We start from the raw sequence: 20,305 nt of genomic DNA, 5'->3' as shown, positions 1-20,305 counted from the left end.
CTCATTTTTGATTCGTTAAAAAAGAAGGCTAAAATAGAACAAATCATCAATAGACATAAGAAAATCCTATGGAAAATTATCTGATCGACAATCTGGACCGCGGCATCCTGGAAGCATTAATGGGCAATGCACGCACCGCTTACGCCGAACTGGCGAAACAATTTGGCGTAAGCCCGGGGACGATTCACGTTCGTGTAGAGAAAATGAAGCAGGCGGGGATCATTACCGGCGCCCGTATCGACGTCAGCCCAAAACAGCTCGGTTATGACGTAGGCTGTTTTATCGGCATTATCCTGAAGAGCGCAAAAGACTATCCTTCCGCGCTGGCAAAGCTGGAAAGTCTCGACGAAGTCACCGAAGCCTATTACACCACCGGCCACTACAGCATCTTTATAAAAGTAATGTGCCGCTCGATCGACGCCCTCCAGCATGTACTTATCAACAAGATCCAAACAATTGATGAAATTCAGTCCACTGAGACACTGATCGTCCTGCAGAACCCGATCATGCGCACCATCAAGCCATGATCAGCTTTTTTAATCCCATACTTTTCCACAGGTAGATCCCAGCGCGTTCACAGCGTACAATACGCCACTCTTAATAAAGGTGGCGGTTTATGGCAGATATCACTCTTATCAGCGGCAGCACCCTGGGCGGTGCCGAATATGTAGCAGAACACCTGGCTGAAAAGCTGGAAGAGGCGGGTTTTACCACCGAAACGCTGCACGGTCCGCTGTTAGAAGATTTATCTGCCTCTGGGATCTGGCTGGTTATCAGCTCAACCCACGGTGCCGGAGATATTCCGGACAACCTTTCTCCTTTCTATGAAGCATTGCAGGAACAAAAGCCCGATCTTTCTGCGGTGCGCTTTGGCGCAATCGGTATTGGCAGTCGTGAATACGACACTTTTTGTGGGGCCATCGATAAACTCGAGGCAGAACTCAAAAATTCCGGTGCAAAACAGATTGGTGAAACACTGAAGATCAACATCCTTGATCACGACATTCCGGAAGATCCGGCAGAAGAATGGCTGGGATCGTGGATTAATTTACTCAAATAAGTATACAGATCGTGCGATCTACTGTGGATAACACTGTCAGGAAGCTTGGATCAACCGGTAGTTATCCAAAGAACAACTGTTGTTCAGTTTTTGAGTTGTGCATAACCCCTCATTCTGATCCCAGCTTATACTGTCCAGGATCACCGATCATTCACAGTTAATGATCCTTTCCAGGTTGTTGATCTTAAAAGCCGGATCCTTGTTATCCACAGGGCAGTGCGATCCTAATAAGAGATCACAATAGAACAGATCTCTAAATAAATAGATCTTCTTTTTAATACCCAGGATCCCGGGTCTTTCTCAAGCCGACAAAGTTGAGTAGAATCCACGGCCCGGGCTTCAATTCATTTTCATACCGCGTTATGCGAGGCAATCACCATGTTTTATCCGGATCCTTTTGACGTCATCATCATTGGCGGGGGTCATGCAGGCACCGAGGCTGCGATGGCCGCGGCGCGTATGGGTCAACAGACTCTGCTTTTGACACACAATATCGACACTCTGGGGCAGATGAGCTGCAACCCGGCGATCGGCGGTATTGGGAAGGGACATCTGGTAAAAGAAGTGGACGCACTCGGCGGTCTGATGGCGAAAGCGATCGATCAGGCAGGTATCCAGTTTAGGATACTAAACGCCAGCAAAGGGCCGGCGGTTCGCGCTACCCGAGCTCAGGCGGATCGTGTGCTCTACCGTCAGGCGGTACGCACGGCGCTGGAGAACCAACCGAACCTGATGATCTTCCAGCAGGCGGTTGAGGATCTTATTGTCGAAAACGATCGCGTGGTTGGTGCTGTCACCCAAATGGGACTGAAGTTCCGCGCCAAAGCCGTCGTGCTCACCGTTGGGACGTTCCTCGACGGTAAAATTCATATCGGTCTGGATAATTACAGCGGTGGCCGTGCTGGTGATCCGCCATCCATTCCGCTTTCTCGCCGTTTGCGTGAACTGCCGCTGCGCGTTGGTCGTCTGAAAACCGGGACGCCGCCGCGTATCGATGCGCGCACTATCGACTTCAGCGTGCTGGCGCAACAGCATGGCGATAACCCAATGCCGGTATTCTCGTTCATGGGCAATGCGGCCCAGCATCCCCAGCAGGTTCCGTGTTATATCACCCATACCAACGAGAAAACCCATGATGTGATCCGCAGTAACCTCGATCGCAGTCCAATGTACGCGGGGGTGATCGAAGGTGTTGGCCCACGCTACTGCCCGTCGATCGAAGACAAAGTCATGCGCTTTGCCGACAGAAATCAGCATCAGATCTTCCTTGAACCGGAAGGGCTGACGTCTAACGAAATTTATCCGAACGGTATCTCCACCAGCCTGCCGTTCGATGTGCAGATGCAAATCGTCCGCTCCATGCAGGGGATGGAAAATGCGAAGATCGTGCGTCCTGGTTATGCCATCGAATATGACTTCTTCGATCCACGTGACCTGAAACCAACGCTGGAGAGTAAGTTTATCCAGGGCCTGTTCTTTGCTGGTCAGATTAACGGCACTACCGGTTATGAAGAAGCCGCTGCGCAAGGTTTGCTGGCCGGTCTTAACGCTGCCCGTCTGTCTGCTGACAAAGAAGGTTGGGCTCCGGCGCGTTCTCAGGCGTATCTCGGCGTACTGGTTGATGACCTGTGCACTTTAGGAACCAAAGAACCGTACCGTATGTTTACCTCCCGCGCAGAATATCGTCTGATGCTGCGCGAAGATAACGCGGATCTGCGTTTGACTGAAATCGGTCGTGAACTGGGTCTGGTAGATGACGAACGCTGGGCGCGCTTTAACGAGAAGCTTGAGAACATCGAGCGTGAGCGTCAGCGCCTGAAGTCAACCTGGGTAACGCCGTCAGCGGAAGCTGCAGCCGAAGTGAATGCTCACCTGACTGCGCCGCTTTCCCGTGAAGCCAGTGGTGAAGATCTGCTGCGTCGTCCGGAAATGACTTATGAAAAATTAACCACGCTGACGCCGTTTTCCCCTGCGTTGACAGACGAACAGGCGGCGGAACAGGTTGAGATTCAGGTTAAATACGAAGGTTATATTGCGCGCCAGCAAGATGAGATCGAAAAGCAACAGCGTCACGAGAACACGCTGCTGCCTGCGACGCTGGATTACCGCCAGGTATCCGGTCTGTCTAACGAAGTGATCGCCAAACTTAACGATCACAAACCGGCCTCTATCGGTCAGGCTTCGCGTATTTCTGGCGTTACGCCTGCGGCCATCTCCATTCTTCTGGTGTGGCTGAAAAAACAGGGTATGCTGCGTCGTAGCGCATAACGCATTAAAAATGCCAGGTAAGCACCCGCTTACCTGGCAACGCATCAAGAACAGGTAATCACCGTGCTCAACAAACTCTCTTCACTGCTGAAAGACGCAGGAATTTCGCTTACCGATCACCAGAAAAATCAGCTTATTGCCTACGTAAATATGCTGCATAAATGGAATAAAGCGTACAACCTGACCTCGGTCCGCGATCCTAACGAGATGCTGGTACGCCATATTCTCGACAGCATTGTCGTTGCTCCATATCTGCAAGGTGAGCGTTTTATCGATGTGGGAACCGGACCGGGGTTGCCTGGCATACCGCTTTCCATCGTGCGTCCTGAAGCCCATTTCACATTGCTGGATAGCCTTGGTAAACGCGTGCGTTTCCTCCGTCAGGTGCAACATGAGCTTAAACTGGAGAATATTGAGCCAGTACAGAGCAGGGTAGAAGAGTTTCCGTCAGAGCCGCCATTTGATGGCGTAATTAGCCGCGCTTTTGCCTCTCTGAACGATATGGTGAGCTGGTGCCATCATCTTCCTGGTGAGCAAGGCCGTTTCTACGCGCTGAAAGGGCAAATGCCGGAAGATGAAATCGCTTTGTTGCCCGAAGAATATCAGGTTGAATCAGTGATTAAACTTCAGGTTCCCGCCCTGGATGGCGAACGTCATCTGGTGGTTATTAAAGCAAATAAAATTTAATTTTTATCAAAAAAATAATAAAAAATTGACCGGTTAGACTGTTAACAACAACCAGGTTTTCTACTGATATAACTGGTTACATTTAACGCCACGTTCACTATTTTGTATCAACAAAGTAACGTGGCTTTTTTTGGTAAGCAGAAAATAAGTCATTAGTGAAAATATCAGGCTGCTAAAAATCGGCGCTAAGAACCATAATTGTCTGTTAAAGTTTTATTAAGAATGTCAATGGGTGGTTTTTGTTGTGTAAATGCTATTTGTGAAAAGAGTATCTGTTTTTAGACTTAAATATCAGAAGCTTGCAAAGGCATCATTTGCCAAGTAAATAAATATGCTACGGGTGAACATGCTCGATATGTGATCTGAAGCACGCTTTACCACTAGTGTTTACGCGTTATTTACAGTTTTTCATGATCCACCACGGTTAGCAGAAAAGTCGCAATTGTATGCACTGGAAAAATATTTAAACATTTATTCACCTTTTGGCTACTTATTGTTTGAAATCACGGGGGCGCACCGTATAATTTGACCGCTTTTTGATGCTTGACTCTAAGCCTTAAAGAAAGTTTTATACGACACGCGGCATACCTCGAAGGGAGCAGGAGTGAAAAACGTGATGTCTGTGTCGCTCTTGAGTCGAAACGTTGCTCGGAAGCTTCTGCTCGTTCAGTTACTGGTGGTGATAGCAAGTGGATTGCTGTTCAGCCTCAAAGACCCCTTCTGGGGCGTCTCTGCGTTAAGTGGAGGCCTGGCAGTCTTTCTGCCTAACGTTTTTTTTATGATATTTGCCTGGCGTCACCAGGCGCATACACCAGCGAAAGGCCGGGTGGCCTGGACGTTCGCATTTGGCGAAGCTTTCAAAGTTCTGGCTATGTTGGTGTTACTGGTGGTGGCGTTGGCTGTTTTAAAGGCGGTATTCTTGCCGCTGATCGTTACGTGGGTTTTGGTGCTGGTGGTTCAGATACTGGCACCGGCTGTAATTAACAACAAAGGGTAAAAGGCATCATGGCTTCAGAAAATATGACGCCGCAGGATTACATAGGACACCACCTGAATAACCTTCAGCTGGACCTGCGTACATTCTCGCTGGTGGATCCGCATAACCCCCCAGCCACCTTCTGGACAATTAATATTGACTCCATGTTCTTCTCGGTGGTGCTGGGTCTGTTGTTCCTGGTTTTATTCCGTAGCGTAGCCAAAAAGGCAACCAGCGGCGTGCCAGGTAAGTTTCAGACCGCGATTGAGCTGGTGATCGGCTTTGTTAATGGTAGCGTGAAAGACATGTACCATGGCAAAAGCAAGCTGATTGCTCCGCTGGCCCTGACGATCTTCGTCTGGGTGTTCCTGATGAACCTGATGGATTTACTGCCTATCGACCTGCTGCCGTACATTGCTGAACATGTACTGGGTCTGCCTGCACTGCGTGTGGTTCCGTCTGCGGACGTGAACGTAACACTGTCTATGGCACTGGGCGTATTTATCCTGATTCTGTTCTACAGCATCAAAATGAAAGGCATCGGCGGCTTCACGAAAGAGTTGACGCTGCAGCCGTTCAATCACTGGGCGTTCATTCCTGTCAACTTAATCCTTGAAGGGGTAAGCCTGCTGTCCAAACCAGTTTCACTCGGTTTGCGACTGTTCGGTAACATGTATGCCGGTGAGCTGATTTTCATTCTGATTGCTGGTCTGTTGCCGTGGTGGTCACAGTGGATCCTGAATGTGCCGTGGGCCATTTTCCACATCCTGATCATTACGCTGCAAGCCTTCATCTTCATGGTTCTGACGATCGTCTATCTGTCGATGGCGTCTGAAGAGCATTAATTTACCAACACTACTACGTTTTAACTGAAACAAACTGGAGACTGTCATGGAAAACCTGAATATGGATCTGCTGTACATGGCTGCCGCTGTGATGATGGGTCTGGCGGCAATCGGTGCTGCGATCGGTATCGGCATCCTCGGGGGTAAATTCCTGGAAGGCGCAGCGCGTCAACCTGATCTGATTCCTCTGCTGCGTACTCAGTTCTTTATCGTTATGGGTCTGGTGGATGCTATCCCGATGATCGCTGTAGGTCTGGGTCTGTACGTGATGTTCGCTGTCGCGTAGTAAGCGTTGCTTTTATTTAAAGAGCAATATCAGAACGTTAACTAAATAGAGGCATTGTGCTGTGAATCTTAACGCAACAATCCTCGGCCAGGCCATCGCGTTTGTCCTGTTCGTTCTGTTCTGCATGAAGTACGTATGGCCGCCATTAATGGCAGCCATCGAAAAACGTCAAAAAGAAATTGCTGACGGCCTTGCTTCTGCAGAACGAGCACATAAGGACCTTGACCTTGCAAAGGCCAGCGCGACCGACCAGCTGAAAAAAGCGAAAGCGGAAGCCCAGGTAATCATCGAGCAGGCGAACAAACGCCGCTCGCAGATTCTGGACGAAGCGAAAGCTGAGGCAGAACAGGAACGTACTAAAATCGTGGCCCAGGCGCAGGCGGAAATTGAAGCCGAGCGTAAACGTGCCCGTGAAGAGCTGCGTAAGCAAGTTGCTATCCTGGCTGTTGCTGGCGCCGAGAAGATCATCGAACGTTCCGTGGATGAAGCTGCTAACAGCGACATCGTGGATAAACTTGTCGCTGAACTGTAAGGAGGGAGGGGCTGATGTCTGAATTTATTACGGTAGCTCGCCCCTACGCCAAAGCAGCTTTTGACTTTGCCGTCGAACACCAAAGTGTAGAACGCTGGCAGGACATGCTGGCGTTTGCCGCCGAGGTAACCAAAAACGAACAGATGGCAGAGCTTCTCTCTGGTGCACTGGCGCCAGAAACGCTCGCCGAGTCGTTTATCGCAGTTTGTGGTGAGCAACTGGACGAAAACGGTCAGAACCTGATTCGGGTTATGGCTGAAAATGGTCGTCTTAACGCGCTCCCGGATGTTCTGGAGCAGTTTATTCACCTGCGTGCCGTGAGTGAGGCTACCGCTGAGGTAGACGTCATTTCCGCTGCTGCATTGAGTGAACAACAGCTCGCGAAAATTTCTGCTGCGATGGAAAAACGTCTGTCACGCAAAGTTAAGCTGAATTGCAAAATCGATAAGTCTGTAATGGCAGGCGTTATCATCCGAGCGGGTGATATGGTCATTGATGGCAGCGTACGCGGTCGTCTTGAGCGCCTTGCAGACGTCTTGCAGTCTTAAGGGGACTGGAGCATGCAACTGAATTCCACCGAAATCAGCGAACTGATCAAGCAGCGCATTGCTCAGTTCAATGTTGTGAGTGAAGCTCACAACGAAGGTACTATTGTTTCTGTAAGTGACGGTGTTATCCGCATTCACGGCCTGGCCGATTGTATGCAGGGTGAAATGATCTCCCTGCCGGGTAACCGTTACGCTATCGCACTGAACCTCGAGCGCGACTCTGTAGGTGCGGTTGTTATGGGTCCGTACGCTGACCTTGCCGAAGGCATGAAAGTTAAGTGTACTGGCCGTATCCTGGAAGTTCCGGTTGGCCGTGGCCTGCTGGGCCGTGTGGTTAACACTCTGGGTGCACCAATCGACGGTAAAGGTCCGCTGGATCACGACGGCTTCTCTGCTGTAGAAGCAATCGCTCCGGGCGTTATCGAACGTCAGTCCGTAGATCAGCCGGTACAGACCGGTTATAAAGCCGTTGACTCCATGATCCCAATCGGTCGTGGTCAGCGTGAATTGATCATCGGTGACCGTCAGACCGGTAAAACCGCACTGGCAATCGATGCCATCATCAACCAGCGCGATTCCGGTATCAAATGTATCTATGTCGCTATCGGCCAGAAAGCGTCCACCATTTCTAACGTGGTACGTAAACTGGAAGAGCACGGCGCTCTGGCTAACACCATTGTTGTGGTAGCAACCGCGTCTGAATCCGCTGCACTGCAATACCTGGCGCCATATGCCGGTTGCGCAATGGGCGAATACTTCCGTGACCGCGGTGAAGATGCGCTGATCATTTACGATGACCTGTCTAAACAGGCTGTTGCTTACCGTCAGATTTCCCTGCTGCTCCGTCGTCCGCCAGGACGTGAAGCATTCCCGGGCGACGTATTCTACCTCCACTCTCGTCTGCTGGAGCGTGCTGCGCGTGTTAACGCCGAATACGTTGAAGCCTTCACCAAAGGTGAAGTGAAAGGGAAAACCGGTTCTCTGACCGCACTGCCGATTATCGAAACTCAGGCGGGTGACGTTTCTGCGTTCGTTCCGACCAACGTAATCTCCATTACCGATGGTCAGATCTTCCTGGAAACCAACCTGTTCAACGCCGGTATTCGTCCTGCGGTTAACCCGGGTATCTCCGTATCCCGTGTTGGTGGTGCAGCACAGACCAAGATCATGAAAAAACTGTCCGGTGGTATCCGTACCGCTCTGGCGCAGTATCGTGAACTGGCAGCGTTCTCTCAGTTTGCATCCGACCTTGACGATGCAACTCGTAAGCAGCTTGACCACGGTCAGAAAGTGACCGAACTGTTGAAACAGAAACAGTATGCGCCGATGTCCGTTGCGCAGCAGTCTCTGGTTCTGTTCGCAGCAGAACGTGGTTACCTGGCGGATGTTGAACTGTCGAAAATCGGCAGCTTCGAAGCCGCTCTGCTGGCTTACGTCGACCGTGATCACGCTCCGTTGATGCAAGAGATCAACCAGACCGGTGGCTACAACGACGAAATCGAAGGCAAGCTGAAAGGCATCCTCGATTCCTTCAAAGCAACCCAATCCTGGTAACGTCTGGCGGCTTGCCTTAGGGCAGGCCGCAAGGCATTGAGGAGAAGCTCATGGCCGGCGCAAAAGAGATACGTAGTAAGATCGCAAGCGTCCAGAACACGCAAAAGATCACTAAAGCGATGGAGATGGTCGCCGCTTCCAAAATGCGTAAATCGCAGGATCGCATGGCGGCCAGCCGTCCTTATGCAGAAACCATGCGCAAAGTGATTGGTCACCTTGCGCACGGTAATCTGGAATATAAGCACCCATACCTGGAAGAACGCGACGTTAAACGCGTGGGCTACCTGGTGGTGTCGACCGACCGTGGTTTGTGCGGTGGTTTGAACATTAACCTGTTCAAAAAACTGCTGGCGGAAATGAAGACCTGGACCGATAAAGGCGTTCAATGCGACCTCGCAATGATCGGCTCGAAAGGTGTGTCGTTCTTCAACTCCGTGGGCGGCAATGTTGTTGCCCAGGTTACAGGCATGGGGGATAACCCTTCCCTGTCCGAACTGATCGGTCCGGTAAAAGTGATGTTGCAGGCCTACGACGAAGGCCGTCTGGACAAGCTTTACATTGTCAGCAACAAATTTATTAACACCATGTCTCAGGTTCCGACCATCAGCCAGCTGCTGCCGTTACCGGCATCAGATGATGATGATCTGAAACACAAATCCTGGGATTACCTGTACGAACCCGATCCGAAGGCGTTGCTGGATACCCTGCTGCGTCGTTATGTCGAATCTCAGGTTTATCAGGGCGTGGTTGAAAACCTGGCCAGCGAGCAGGCCGCCCGTATGGTGGCGATGAAAGCCGCGACCGACAATGGCGGCAGCCTGATTAAAGAGCTGCAGTTGGTATACAACAAAGCTCGTCAGGCCAGCATTACTCAGGAACTCACCGAGATCGTCTCGGGGGCCGCCGCGGTTTAAACAGGTTATTTCGTAGAGGATTTAAGATGGCTACTGGAAAGATTGTCCAGGTAATCGGCGCCGTAGTTGACGTCGAATTCCCTCAGGATGCCGTACCGCGCGTGTACGATGCTCTTGAGGTGCAAAATGGTAATGAGCGTCTGGTGCTGGAAGTTCAGCAGCAGCTCGGCGGCGGTATCGTGCGTACCATCGCAATGGGTTCCTCCGACGGTCTGCGTCGCGGTCTGGATGTAAAAGACCTCGAACACCCGATCGAAGTCCCGGTAGGTAAAGCGACTCTGGGCCGTATCATGAACGTACTGGGCGAACCGGTCGACATGAAAGGCGAGATCGGTGAAGAAGAGCGTTGGGCGATTCACCGCGCAGCACCTTCCTACGAAGAGCTGTCAAACTCTCAGGAACTGCTGGAAACCGGTATCAAAGTTATCGACCTGATGTGTCCGTTCGCTAAGGGCGGTAAAGTTGGTCTGTTCGGTGGTGCGGGTGTAGGTAAAACCGTAAACATGATGGAGCTTATTCGTAACATCGCGATCGAGCACTCCGGTTACTCTGTGTTTGCGGGCGTAGGTGAACGTACTCGTGAGGGTAACGACTTCTACCACGAAATGACCGACTCCAACGTTATTGACAAAGTATCCCTGGTGTATGGCCAGATGAACGAGCCGCCGGGAAACCGTCTGCGCGTTGCTCTGACCGGTCTGACCATGGCTGAGAAATTCCGTGACGAAGGTCGTGACGTACTGCTGTTCGTTGACAACATCTATCGTTACACCCTGGCCGGTACGGAAGTATCTGCACTGCTGGGCCGTATGCCTTCAGCGGTAGGTTATCAGCCGACCCTGGCGGAAGAGATGGGCGTTCTGCAAGAACGTATCACCTCCACCAAAACTGGTTCTATCACCTCCGTACAGGCAGTATACGTACCTGCGGATGACTTGACTGACCCGTCTCCGGCAACCACCTTTGCGCACCTTGACGCAACCGTGGTACTGAGCCGTCAGATCGCGTCTCTGGGTATCTACCCGGCCGTTGACCCGCTGGACTCCACCAGCCGTCAGCTGGACCCGCTGGTAGTTGGTCAGGAACACTACGACACCGCGCGTGGCGTTCAGTCCATCCTGCAACGTTATCAGGAACTGAAAGACATTATCGCCATCCTGGGTATGGATGAACTGTCTGAAGAAGACAAACTGGTGGTAGCGCGTGCTCGTAAGATCCAGCGCTTCTTGTCCCAGCCGTTCTTCGTGGCAGAAGTATTCACCGGTTCTCCGGGTAAATACGTCTCCCTGAAAGACACCATCCGTGGCTTTAAAGGCATCATGGAAGGCGAATACGATCACCTGCCGGAGCAGGCGTTCTACATGGTCGGTTCCATCGAAGAAGCTGTGGAAAAAGCCAAAAAACTTTAACGCCTTAATCGGAGGGTGATATGGCAATGACTTACCACCTGGACGTCGTCAGCGCAGAGCAACAAATGTTCTCTGGTCTGGTCGAGAAAATCCAGGTAACGGGTAGCGAAGGTGAACTGGGAATTTACCCGGGCCACGCACCGCTGCTCACCGCCATTAAGCCTGGTATGATTCGCATCGTGAAACAGCACGGTCACGAAGAGTTTATCTATCTGTCTGGCGGCATTCTTGAAGTGCAGCCTGGCAACGTGACCGTTCTGGCCGACACCGCAATTCGCGGCCAGGATCTCGACGAAGCGCGAGCCATGGAAGCGAAACGTAAGGCTGAAGAGCACATTAGCAGCTCTCACGGCGACGTAGATTACGCTCAGGCGTCTGCGGAACTGGCCAAAGCGATCGCGCAGCTGCGCGTTATCGAGTTGACCAAAAAAGCGATGTAACACCGGCTTGAAAAGCACAAAAGCCAGTCTGGAAACAGGCTGGCTTTTTTTCGCGCGCCGCAGCGAGATTGGTTCTGCTATATCCTGCGCATTTTTATATCCCGCAATTAAACTCATTTTTATAATTACGCGAAATCCTTCGCTGATTTTCCTGTTTATTCATTGATCGAAATAAGAGCAAAAACATCAGCCTGACGCTTAAATGAAGGTGGTGTCTTACATTTATGAAGACAAAAGGCGTGACGATGGTCGAAAATGGCTCTTTCGCCAGCGGGGATAATCCGTTATTGAGCAATTTATCCCCTGTCCATTTCACGATGAAAAAAATGTAGTTTTTTCAATGTGAAGCGGTTTAAATTCGTTCTCAAATTACAGTCAGGACGCGTATGTTGAATAATGCTATGAGCGTAGTGATCCTTGCAGCAGGCAAAGGCACTCGCATGTATTCCGATCTTCCGAAAGTGCTGCATACCCTTGCCGGGAAAGCGATGGTTCAGCATGTCATTGATGCCGCGAATGAATTAGGTGCAGCGCACGTTCACCTGGTTTACGGCCACGGCGGCGATCTGCTTAAACAGGCGCTGAAAGATGACAACCTTAACTGGGTGCTTCAGGCAGAACAGCTGGGTACGGGTCATGCAATGCAGCAGGCCGCACCTTTCTTTGCCGATGATGAAGACATTTTAATGCTCTATGGCGACGTGCCGCTGATCTCTGTTGAAACACTCCAGCGCCTGCGTGATGCTAAACCGCAGGGCGGCATTGGCCTGCTGACAGTGAAACTGGATGATCCGACCGGTTATGGACGTATCACCCGTGAAAACGGCAAAGTTACCGGCATTGTTGAGCACAAAGATGCCACCGACGAGCAGCGTCAGATTCAGGAGATCAACACCGGCATTCTGATCGCCAACGGCGCAGATATGAAACGCTGGCTGGCGAAGCTGACCAACAATAACGCTCAGGGCGAATACTACATCACCGATATTATTTCGCTGGCGTATCAGGAAGGACGTGAAATCGTTGCCGTTCACCCGCAACGTTTAAGCGAAGTTGAAGGCGTGAATAACCGCCTGCAACTCTCTCGTCTGGAGCGCGTTTACCAGTCCGAACAGGCTGAAAAACTGTTGTTAGCAGGCGTTATGTTGCGCGATCCAGCCCGTTTTGATCTGCGCGGTACGCTAACTCACGGGCGCGATGTTGAAATTGATACTAACGTTATCATCGAGGGCAACGTTACTCTCGGTAATCGCGTGAAAATCGGCACCGGATGCGTGATTAAAAATAGCGTGATTGGCGATGATTGCGAAATTAGCCCGTATACCGTAGTGGAAGATGCTAATCTGGCAGCAGCCTGTACCATCGGCCCGTTTGCCCGTCTGCGCCCCGGTGCTGAGTTGCTGGAAGGCGCACACGTCGGTAACTTCGTTGAGATGAAAAAAGCGCGTCTGGGTAAAGGTTCGAAAGCCGGTCATCTGACTTACCTGGGCGATGCGGAGATCGGCGATAACGTTAACATCGGTGCGGGAACCATTACCTGCAACTATGATGGAGCGAATAAATTCAAAACCATTATCGGCGATGATGTCTTTGTCGGTTCCGACACCCAGCTGGTGGCTCCTGTAACGGTGGGTAAAGGTGCGACGATTGCTGCCGGTACAACTGTGACGCGTAATGTTGGCGAAAACGCCCTGGCGATCAGCCGCGTGCCGCAGTCGCAAAAAGAAGGCTGGCGTCGTCCGGTAAAGAAAAAGTAATTCTGGCTGGGTAAATCCGGCCTCCAGGGATGAGGAGATAACATAATCTCCCTCCCACAAGCAGTAACTATAAAAATAACCCCACTCTCTACAAGGCTCGGGGCGCCCGAAAAAACGGGCATACAGGTTGACCGACAACGATATAAACCGGAATCAAAAACTATGTGTGGAATTGTTGGCGCGATCGCGCAACGTGATGTAGCAGAAATCCTTCTTGAAGGTTTACGTCGTCTGGAATACCGCGGTTATGACTCTGCTGGTCTGGCCGTTGTTGACGCAGAAGGTCATATGACCCGTCTGCGTCGTCTCGGTAAAGTCCAGATGCTGGCTCAGGCAGCGGAAGAACATCCTCTGCATGGCGGTACGGGTATTGCTCATACTCGCTGGGCGACGCACGGCGAACCTTCAGAAGTGAATGCGCATCCGCATGTTTCTGAACACATTGTGGTGGTGCATAACGGCATCATCGAAAATCATGAACCGCTGCGTGAAGAGTTAAAAGCGCGTGGTTATACCTTCGTGTCTGAAACCGACACCGAAGTTATTGCTCATCTGGTGAACTGGGAACTGAAACAGGGCGGCACTCTGCGTGAAGCTGTTCTGCGCGCTATTCCGCAGCTGCGTGGCGCTTATGGCACGGTAATTATGGATACCCGTCACCCGGATACCCTGCTGGCGGCACGTTCTGGTAGTCCGTTGGTTATTGGCCTCGGTATGGGCGAAAACTTTATCGCTTCTGACCAGCTGGCGCTGCTGCCGGTGACCCGTCGCTTTATCTTCCTCGAAGAGGGCGATATTGCCGAAGTGACTCGCCGTTCGGTAACCATCTTCGATAAATCTGGCGCGGAAGTGAAACGTCAGGATATCGAATCCAATCTGCAATATGACGCGGGCGATAAAGGTATTTACCGTCACTACATGCAGAAAGAGATCTACGAACAGCCGAACGCGATCAAAAACACCCTTACCGGGCGTATCAGCCACGGCCAGGTGGATTTAAGCGAGCTGGGGCCGAACGCGGATGAACTGCTGTCGAAGGTTGAGCATATTCAGATCCTCGCCTGCGGTACTTCTTATAACTCCGGTATGGTTTCCCGCTACTGGTTTGAATCGCTGGCAGGTATTCCGTGCGACGTCGAAATCGCCTCTGAATTCCGCTATCGCAAATCTGCAGTACGCCGCAATAGCCTGATGATCACCCTGTCGCAGTCTGGCGAAACCGCGGATACCCTGGCTGGCCTGCGTCTGTCGAAAGAGCTGGGATATTTGGGCTCGCTGGCAATCTGTAACGTTCCGGGTTCTTCTCTGGTACGTGAATCCGATCTGGCGCTGATGACTAATGCGGGTACTGAAATTGGCGTGGCGTCCACCAAAGCATTCACCACTCAGTTAACCGTGCTGTTGATGCTGGTGGCGAAACTGTCTCGCCTGAAAGGTCTGGATGCCTCCATTGAGCATGATATCGTGCATGGTCTGCAGGCGCTGCCGAACCGTATTGAGCAGATGCTGTCTCAGGACAAACGAATTGAAGCCCTGGCGGAAGATTTCTCTGACAAACATCACGCGCTGTTCCTGGGCCGTGGCGATCAGTACCCGATCGCGCTGGAAGGCGCATTGAAGCTGAAAGAGATCTCTTACATTCACGCTGAAGCCTACGCTGCAGGCGAACTGAAACACGGTCCGCTGGCGCTGATTGACGCGAATATGCCGGTTATCGTCGTTGCACCGAACAACGAACTGTTGGAAAAACTGAAATCCAACATTGAAGAAGTTCGTGCGCGTGGCGGTCAGTTGTACGTCTTCGCCGATGAGGATGCAGGTTTTGTCGGTAGCGATAACATGCACATCATTGAGATGCCGCATGTGGAAGAGGTTATTGCACCGATCTTCTACACCGTTCCGCTGCAGCTACTGGCTTACCACGTCGCGCTGATCAAAGGCACCGACGTTGACCAGCCGCGTAACCTGGCAAAATCGGTTACGGTTGAGTAATTAATGGATGCCCTGCGTAAGCAGGGCATGTGACTGCTGACAAACGCAAAACTGCCTGATGCGCTACGCTTATCAGGCCTACGTGGTTACTGCAATATATTGAATTTGCACTATTTTGTAGACCGAATAAGAGGTTCACGCCGCATCCGGCATGAACAACGCGCACTTTGTCAATAATCTGATGCCCTGCTTTCGCAGGGCATTTTTCGATCCCCTCTCTCATCGTCTCATCTTCAGCTATTTTTAAACTGTCACAGAAAGAAAATTTTTCTGCCAAGCTATTGTCACTTTCACTTCTAACTTATTGATTTTTCACCAGCCAAAAAGAGTTTTCTTTCGTGTCATAAAACTGTCATAAACCTTACATATAACTGTCACCTGTTTGTCCTATTTTGCTTCTCGTAGCCAACAAACAATGCTTTATGAATCCTCCCAGGAGACATTATGAAAGTTATGCGTACCACCGTCGCAACTGTTGTCGCCGCGACCTTATCGATGAGCGCTTTCTCTGTATTTGCAGAAGCAAGCCTGACAGGCGCAGGTGCAACCTTCCCTGCGCCGGTGTATGCCAAATGGGCTGACACTTACCAGAAAGAAACCGGTAATAAAGTTAACTACCAGGGTATCGGTTCTTCTGGTGGCGTAAAACAGATTATCGCCAACACCGTTGATTTTGGTGCTTCTGACGCGCCGCTGTCTGACGAAAAACTGGCTCAGGAAGGTCTGTTCCAGTTTCCGACCGTAATTGGCGGCGTGGTGCTGGCGGTTAACCTGCCTGGTCTGAAATCTGGTGAACTGGTTCTGGATGGTAAAACCCTCGGTGACATCTACCTGGGTAAAATTAAAAAGTGGGATGACGAAGCGATCGTCAAACTGAATCCGGGTCTGAAACTGCCTTCACAGAACATCGCCGTGGTGCGCCGCGCAGATGGCTCCGGGACTTCCTTCGTCTTCACCAGCTACCTGGCAAAAGTGAACGAAGAGTGGAAAAACAAAATTGGTTCTGGCTCTACCGTAAACTGGCCAACCGGTCTGGGCGGCAAAGGTAATGACGGTATTGCTGCGTTCGTTCAGCGTCTGCCGGGTGCGATTGGTTACGTTGAATATGCTTACGCTAAACAGAACAACCTAGCGTACACCAAACTGATCTCCGCTGATGGTAAACCGGTTAGTCCGACCGAAGAAAACTTCGCTAATGCAGCAAAAGGCGCAGACTGGAGCAAAACATTCGCTCAGGATCTGACCAACCAGAAAGGCGAAGATGCGTGGCCTATTACCTCTACCACGTTCATTCTGATCCACAAAGATCAGAAGAAACCAGAACAAGGCACAGAAGTGCTGAAATTCTTCGACTGGGCGTACAAAACCGGGGCTAAACAGGCTAACGACCTGGATTATGCCAGTCTGCCGGATAGCGTAGTTGAACAGGTTCGCGTTGCGTGGAAGACCAATATTAAAGACAGTAGCGGTAAGCCGCTGTACTAATAAAACTCCAGGCCGGATGAGGCGTTAACGCCGCATCCGGCATTACAAAATGACTTTGTAAACGCGTTTAACTGAAGAGTAACTTATGGCTGCAACCAAGCCTGCTTTTAACCCACCGGGTAAAAAGGGCGACATAATTTTCAGCGTGCTGGTAAAACTGGCGGCGCTGATTGTGCTATTGATGTTGGGTGGCATTATTGTCTCTCTGATCATCTCCTCCTGGCCGAGCATTCAGAAATTTGGTCTGGCTTTCCTGTGGACCAAAGAGTGGGATGCACCGAACGATATCTACGGGGCGCTGGTGCCGATCTACGGTACGCTGGTGACTTCGTTTATCGCGCTGCTGATCGCCGTTCCGGTGAGTTTCGGTATCGCCCTGTTCCTGACTGAGCTTGCGCCTGGCTGGCTGAAACGCCCGCTGGGTATCGCCATTGAGCTGCTGGCAGCCATTCCAAGTATCGTTTACGGCATGTGGGGCCTGTTTATCTTCGCGCCGCTATTTGCTGTTTACTTCCAGGAGCCGGTCGGCAATATCATGTCGAATATCCCGATTGTCGGCGCGCTGTTCTCCGGCCCGGCCTTTGGTATCGGTATCCTCGCAGCAGGCGTGATCCTCGCCATCATGATCATTCCGTACATTGCGGCAGTTATGCGCGATGTGTTTGAACAAACCCCGGTGATGATGAAAGAGTCGGCCTACGGTATCGGCTGCACCACCTGGGAAGTTATCTGGCGTATCGTTCTTCCGTTCACCAAAAATGGGGTCATCGGCGGCATTATGCTGGGTCTGGGGCGCGCGCTCGGTGAAACTATGGCAGTGACCTTTATCATCGGTAACACCTACCAGCTCGACAGCGCCTCTCTGTACATGCCGGGCAACAGTATCACCTCTGCGCTGGCCAACGAATTTGCGGAAGCGGAATCCGGTCTGCACGTTGCCGCACTGATGGAACTGGGCCTGATCCTGTTTGTGATTACCTTCATCGTCCTCGCTGCATCGAAATTTATGATTATGCGCCTGGCTAAGAATGAGGGGGCTCGCTAATGGCTATGGTTGAAATGCAAACCACTGCGGCGCTGGCAGAATCCCGCCGCAAAATGCAGGCGCGTCGCCGCCTTAAAAATCGTATTGCACTGACGCTCTCGATGGCGACGATGGCCTTCGGTCTGTTCTGGCTGATCTGGATTTTAATGTCCACCATCACTCGCGGTATCGACGGTATGTCGCTGGCGCTGTTCACTGAAATGACGCCGCCGCCAAATACGGAAGGCGGTGGTCTGGCGAACGCCCTGGCGGGTAGCGGGCTGTTAATTTTGTGGGCCACGGTATTCGGTACGCCGCTGGGCATTATGGCTGGGATTTATCTGGCGGAATATGGTCGTAAATCCTGGCTGGCAGAAGTGATTCGCTTTATTAACGACATTCTGCTCTCCGCGCCGTCGATTGTGGTTGGTCTGTTTGTTTACACCATCGTGGTGGCGCAGATGGAGCACTTCTCCGGCTGGGCGGGTGTGATTGCACTGGCGCTGTTACAGGTGCCGATTGTTATCCGCACCACCGAGAACATGCTGAAACTGGTGCCGGACAGCCTGCGTGAAGCGGCTTATGCGCTGGGTACGCCGAAGTGGAAGATGATCTCCGCGATTACGCTGAAAGCGTCGGTGTCCGGGATTATGACCGGTATCCTGCTGGCGATTGCCCGTATTGCTGGTGAAACCGCGCCGCTGCTGTTTACCGCGCTCTCCAACCAGTTCTGGAGCACGGACATGATGCAACCGATCGCCAACCTGCCGGTAACGATCTTTAAGTTTGCGATGAGTCCGTTTGCGGAATGGCAGCAACTAGCCTGGGCCGGGGTGTTGATCATTACCCTGTGCGTACTGCTGCTGAACATTCTGGCGCGCGTTGTATTTGCGAAGAATAAACACGGTTAACACTTTGCCGGATGCGGCGTGAACGCCTTATCCGGCCTACGGTAAGCCTGATTAGCGAAGTGCATCAGGCACGATGAGGAAAAGATTGCAATGAGTATGGTTGAAACTGCCCCGAGTAAAATTCAGGTTCGTAATTTGAACTTCTACTACGGCAAATTCCATGCCCTGAAAAACATCAACCTGGATATCGCTAAAAACCAGGTTACGGCGTTTATCGGGCCGTCCGGCTGCGGTAAATCGACGCTGCTGCGTACCTTCAACAAAATGTTTGAACTGTATCCAGAGCAGCGCGCGGAAGGTGAAATTCTGCTCGATGGCGACAACATCCTGACCAACACTCAGGATATCGCTCTGCTGCGTGCGAAAGTGGGCATGGTGTTCCAGAAACCGACGCCGTTCCCGATGTCCATTTACGACAACATCGCCTTTGGCGTGCGTCTGTTTGAGAAGCTCTCCCGTGCTGACATGGACGAGCGCGTGCAGTGGGCATTGACCAAAGCCGCATTGTGGAACGAAACCAAAGATAAATTGCACCAGAGCGGTTACTCTCTCTCTGGCGGTCAGCAACAGCGTCTGTGTATTGCGCGTGGTATCGCCATTCGCCCGGAAGTGCTGCTGCTCGACGAACCGTGTTCGGCGCTCGACCCCATCTCTACCGGGCGTATTGAAGAGCTGATCACCGAACTGAAGCAGGATTACACCGTGGTGATCGTAACCCACAACATGCAGCAGGCCGCGCGTTGTTCCGACCACACGGCGTTTATGTATCTGGGCGAATTGATTGAGTTCAGCAACACGGACGATCTGTTCACCAAGCCAGCGAAGAAACAAACAGAAGACTACATCACCGGTCGTTACGGTTGATTCAGGAGTGCGTTATGGACAGTCTCAATCTTAATAAACATATTTCCGGCCAGTTCAACGCCGAACTGGAAAGCATCCGTACGCAGGTGATGACCATGGGCGGCATGGTGGAGCAGCAGCTTTCTGATGCAATCACCGCGATGCACAACCAGGACAGCGATCTGGCGAAGCGGGTCATCGAAGGCGATAAAAACGTCAACATGATGGAAGTGGCAATCGATGAAGCCTGCGTGCGCATTATTGCCAAACGTCAGCCGACGGCGAGCGACCTGCGTCTGGTGATGGTTATCAGTAAAACCATTTCCGAGCTGGAGCGTATTGGCGACGTGGCGGATAAAATCTGTCGCACTGCACTGGAGAAATTCTCCCAGCAGCATCAGCCGTTGCTGGTAAGCCTGGAATCACTGGGGCGTCACACTATCCAGATGTTGCATGACGTGCTGGACGCGTTTGCGCGCATGGATATTGACGAAGCGGTGCGTATTTATCGTGAAGATAAAAAAGTCGATCAGGAGTACGAAGGTATCGTGCGCCAGCTGATGACTTACATGATGGAAGATTCGCGCACCATTCCGAGCGTACTTACTGCGCTGTTTTGCGCACGTTCAATCGAACGTATCGGTGACCGCTGCCAGAATATCTGCGAATACATCTTCTACTACGTGAAGGGTCAGGATTTCCGTCACGTCGGCGGCGATGAGTTGGATAAATTGCTGGCAGAGAAAGATTCGAAAGCGTAACGCTAAGCGTGCG

20 protein-coding genes are annotated in these 20,305 nt (G+C 51.5%); all 20 read left to right on the top strand.

Translation table 11 applies throughout. The features are described 5' to 3' along the window. Positions 1-68: 68 nt before the first annotated feature. The 20 genes from asnC to phoU all read left to right on the top strand — a co-directional run bounded on the left by asnC (position 69) and on the right by phoU (position 20,292). Entirely contained in the window at positions 69-527 is a 459-nt protein-coding gene (asnC, locus tag FEK43_RS15980) for a transcriptional regulator AsnC (RefSeq protein WP_000432970.1), read from the top strand. 89 nt (positions 528-616) lie between these two features. Next, positions 617-1,060 (top strand): FMN-binding protein MioC, encoded by a 444-nt coding sequence (gene mioC / locus FEK43_RS15975; RefSeq protein ID WP_130206832.1) that lies wholly within the window; start codon positions 617-619, stop codon positions 1,058-1,060. 378 nt (positions 1,061-1,438) lie between these two features. After that, positions 1,439-3,328 carry a tRNA uridine-5-carboxymethylaminomethyl(34) synthesis enzyme MnmG gene (gene mnmG, locus FEK43_RS15970; RefSeq protein WP_135408382.1) on the top strand — a complete coding sequence of 630 codons (1,890 nt, stop codon included), beginning with the start codon at positions 1,439-1,441 and terminating at the stop codon, positions 3,326-3,328. A gap of 63 nt (positions 3,329-3,391) precedes the next feature. Further along, positions 3,392-4,015, top strand: coding sequence for a 16S rRNA (guanine(527)-N(7))-methyltransferase RsmG (gene rsmG, locus FEK43_RS15965; protein ID WP_130206828.1), 624 nt, complete (start codon positions 3,392-3,394; stop codon positions 4,013-4,015). 616 nt (positions 4,016-4,631) lie between these two features. Then, positions 4,632-5,012, top strand: a complete 381-nt coding sequence (atpI, locus tag FEK43_RS15960) for a F0F1 ATP synthase subunit I (RefSeq protein WP_130206826.1) — start codon at positions 4,632-4,634, stop codon at positions 5,010-5,012. Between the two features lie 8 nt (positions 5,013-5,020). Next, a complete protein-coding gene (gene atpB, locus FEK43_RS15955) occupies positions 5,021-5,836 on the top strand; it encodes a F0F1 ATP synthase subunit A (RefSeq protein ID WP_000135618.1) in 816 nt (271 codons plus the stop codon). A gap of 46 nt (positions 5,837-5,882) precedes the next feature. Continuing rightward, a complete protein-coding gene (gene atpE, locus FEK43_RS15950) occupies positions 5,883-6,122 on the top strand; it encodes a F0F1 ATP synthase subunit C (protein ID WP_000429386.1) in 240 nt (79 codons plus the stop codon). A gap of 61 nt (positions 6,123-6,183) precedes the next feature. Beyond that, the gene (atpF, locus tag FEK43_RS15945) at positions 6,184-6,654 is read left to right on the top strand and encodes a F0F1 ATP synthase subunit B (protein ID WP_001052219.1); all 471 of its coding nucleotides are present in this window, start codon (positions 6,184-6,186) and stop codon (positions 6,652-6,654) included. A 14-nt stretch (positions 6,655-6,668) separates the two neighbouring features. Next, positions 6,669-7,202, top strand: coding sequence for a F0F1 ATP synthase subunit delta (gene atpH / locus FEK43_RS15940; protein WP_001288587.1), 534 nt, complete (start codon positions 6,669-6,671; stop codon positions 7,200-7,202). 12 nt (positions 7,203-7,214) lie between these two features. Then, positions 7,215-8,756 (top strand): F0F1 ATP synthase subunit alpha, encoded by a 1,542-nt coding sequence (gene atpA / locus FEK43_RS15935; protein ID WP_001176745.1) that lies wholly within the window; start codon positions 7,215-7,217, stop codon positions 8,754-8,756. 50 nt (positions 8,757-8,806) lie between these two features. Continuing rightward, the gene (gene atpG, locus FEK43_RS15930) at positions 8,807-9,670 is read left to right on the top strand and encodes a F0F1 ATP synthase subunit gamma (protein ID WP_000896501.1); all 864 of its coding nucleotides are present in this window, start codon (positions 8,807-8,809) and stop codon (positions 9,668-9,670) included. A 26-nt stretch (positions 9,671-9,696) separates the two neighbouring features. Then, positions 9,697-11,079: a F0F1 ATP synthase subunit beta gene (gene atpD, locus FEK43_RS15925; RefSeq protein ID WP_000190506.1), complete on the top strand. Its 1,383-nt coding sequence runs from the start codon at positions 9,697-9,699 to the stop codon at positions 11,077-11,079. 20 nt (positions 11,080-11,099) lie between these two features. Then, entirely contained in the window at positions 11,100-11,519 is a 420-nt protein-coding gene (locus FEK43_RS15920; RefSeq protein ID WP_001251965.1) for a F0F1 ATP synthase subunit epsilon, read from the top strand. A gap of 386 nt (positions 11,520-11,905) precedes the next feature. Next, complete coding sequence (gene glmU / locus FEK43_RS15915; protein WP_130261122.1) at positions 11,906-13,276, top strand: bifunctional UDP-N-acetylglucosamine diphosphorylase/glucosamine-1-phosphate N-acetyltransferase GlmU; 1,371 nt, start codon at positions 11,906-11,908, stop codon at positions 13,274-13,276. Between the two features lie 162 nt (positions 13,277-13,438). Then, the gene (glmS, locus tag FEK43_RS15910; RefSeq protein ID WP_131161515.1) at positions 13,439-15,268 is read left to right on the top strand and encodes a glutamine--fructose-6-phosphate transaminase (isomerizing); all 1,830 of its coding nucleotides are present in this window, start codon (positions 13,439-13,441) and stop codon (positions 15,266-15,268) included. 444 nt (positions 15,269-15,712) lie between these two features. Next, positions 15,713-16,753 (top strand): phosphate ABC transporter substrate-binding protein PstS, encoded by a 1,041-nt coding sequence (gene pstS, locus FEK43_RS15905; RefSeq protein ID WP_135408384.1) that lies wholly within the window; start codon positions 15,713-15,715, stop codon positions 16,751-16,753. 85 nt (positions 16,754-16,838) lie between these two features. Beyond that, positions 16,839-17,798, top strand: a complete 960-nt coding sequence (gene pstC, locus FEK43_RS15900; RefSeq protein WP_000741620.1) for a phosphate ABC transporter permease PstC — start codon at positions 16,839-16,841, stop codon at positions 17,796-17,798. Continuing rightward, the gene (gene pstA, locus FEK43_RS15895; protein ID WP_001251991.1) at positions 17,798-18,688 is read left to right on the top strand and encodes a phosphate ABC transporter permease PstA; all 891 of its coding nucleotides are present in this window, start codon (positions 17,798-17,800) and stop codon (positions 18,686-18,688) included. Before pstC ends, pstA begins: the two co-directional genes overlap by 1 nt. A gap of 90 nt (positions 18,689-18,778) precedes the next feature. Next, on the top strand, positions 18,779-19,552 hold the full coding sequence (pstB, locus tag FEK43_RS15890; protein ID WP_000063126.1) for a phosphate ABC transporter ATP-binding protein PstB: 774 nt from the start codon (positions 18,779-18,781) through the stop codon (positions 19,550-19,552). A 14-nt stretch (positions 19,553-19,566) separates the two neighbouring features. Continuing rightward, complete coding sequence (gene phoU, locus FEK43_RS15885; RefSeq protein ID WP_130206818.1) at positions 19,567-20,292, top strand: phosphate signaling complex protein PhoU; 726 nt, start codon at positions 19,567-19,569, stop codon at positions 20,290-20,292. Positions 20,293-20,305: the final 13 nt, after the last annotated feature.

It is taken from the genome of Escherichia sp. E2562, from assembly GCF_005781075.1.
GTDB lineage: Bacteria > Pseudomonadota > Gammaproteobacteria > Enterobacterales > Enterobacteriaceae > Escherichia.
This window is presented reverse-complemented; position numbering and strand designations above follow the sequence as displayed.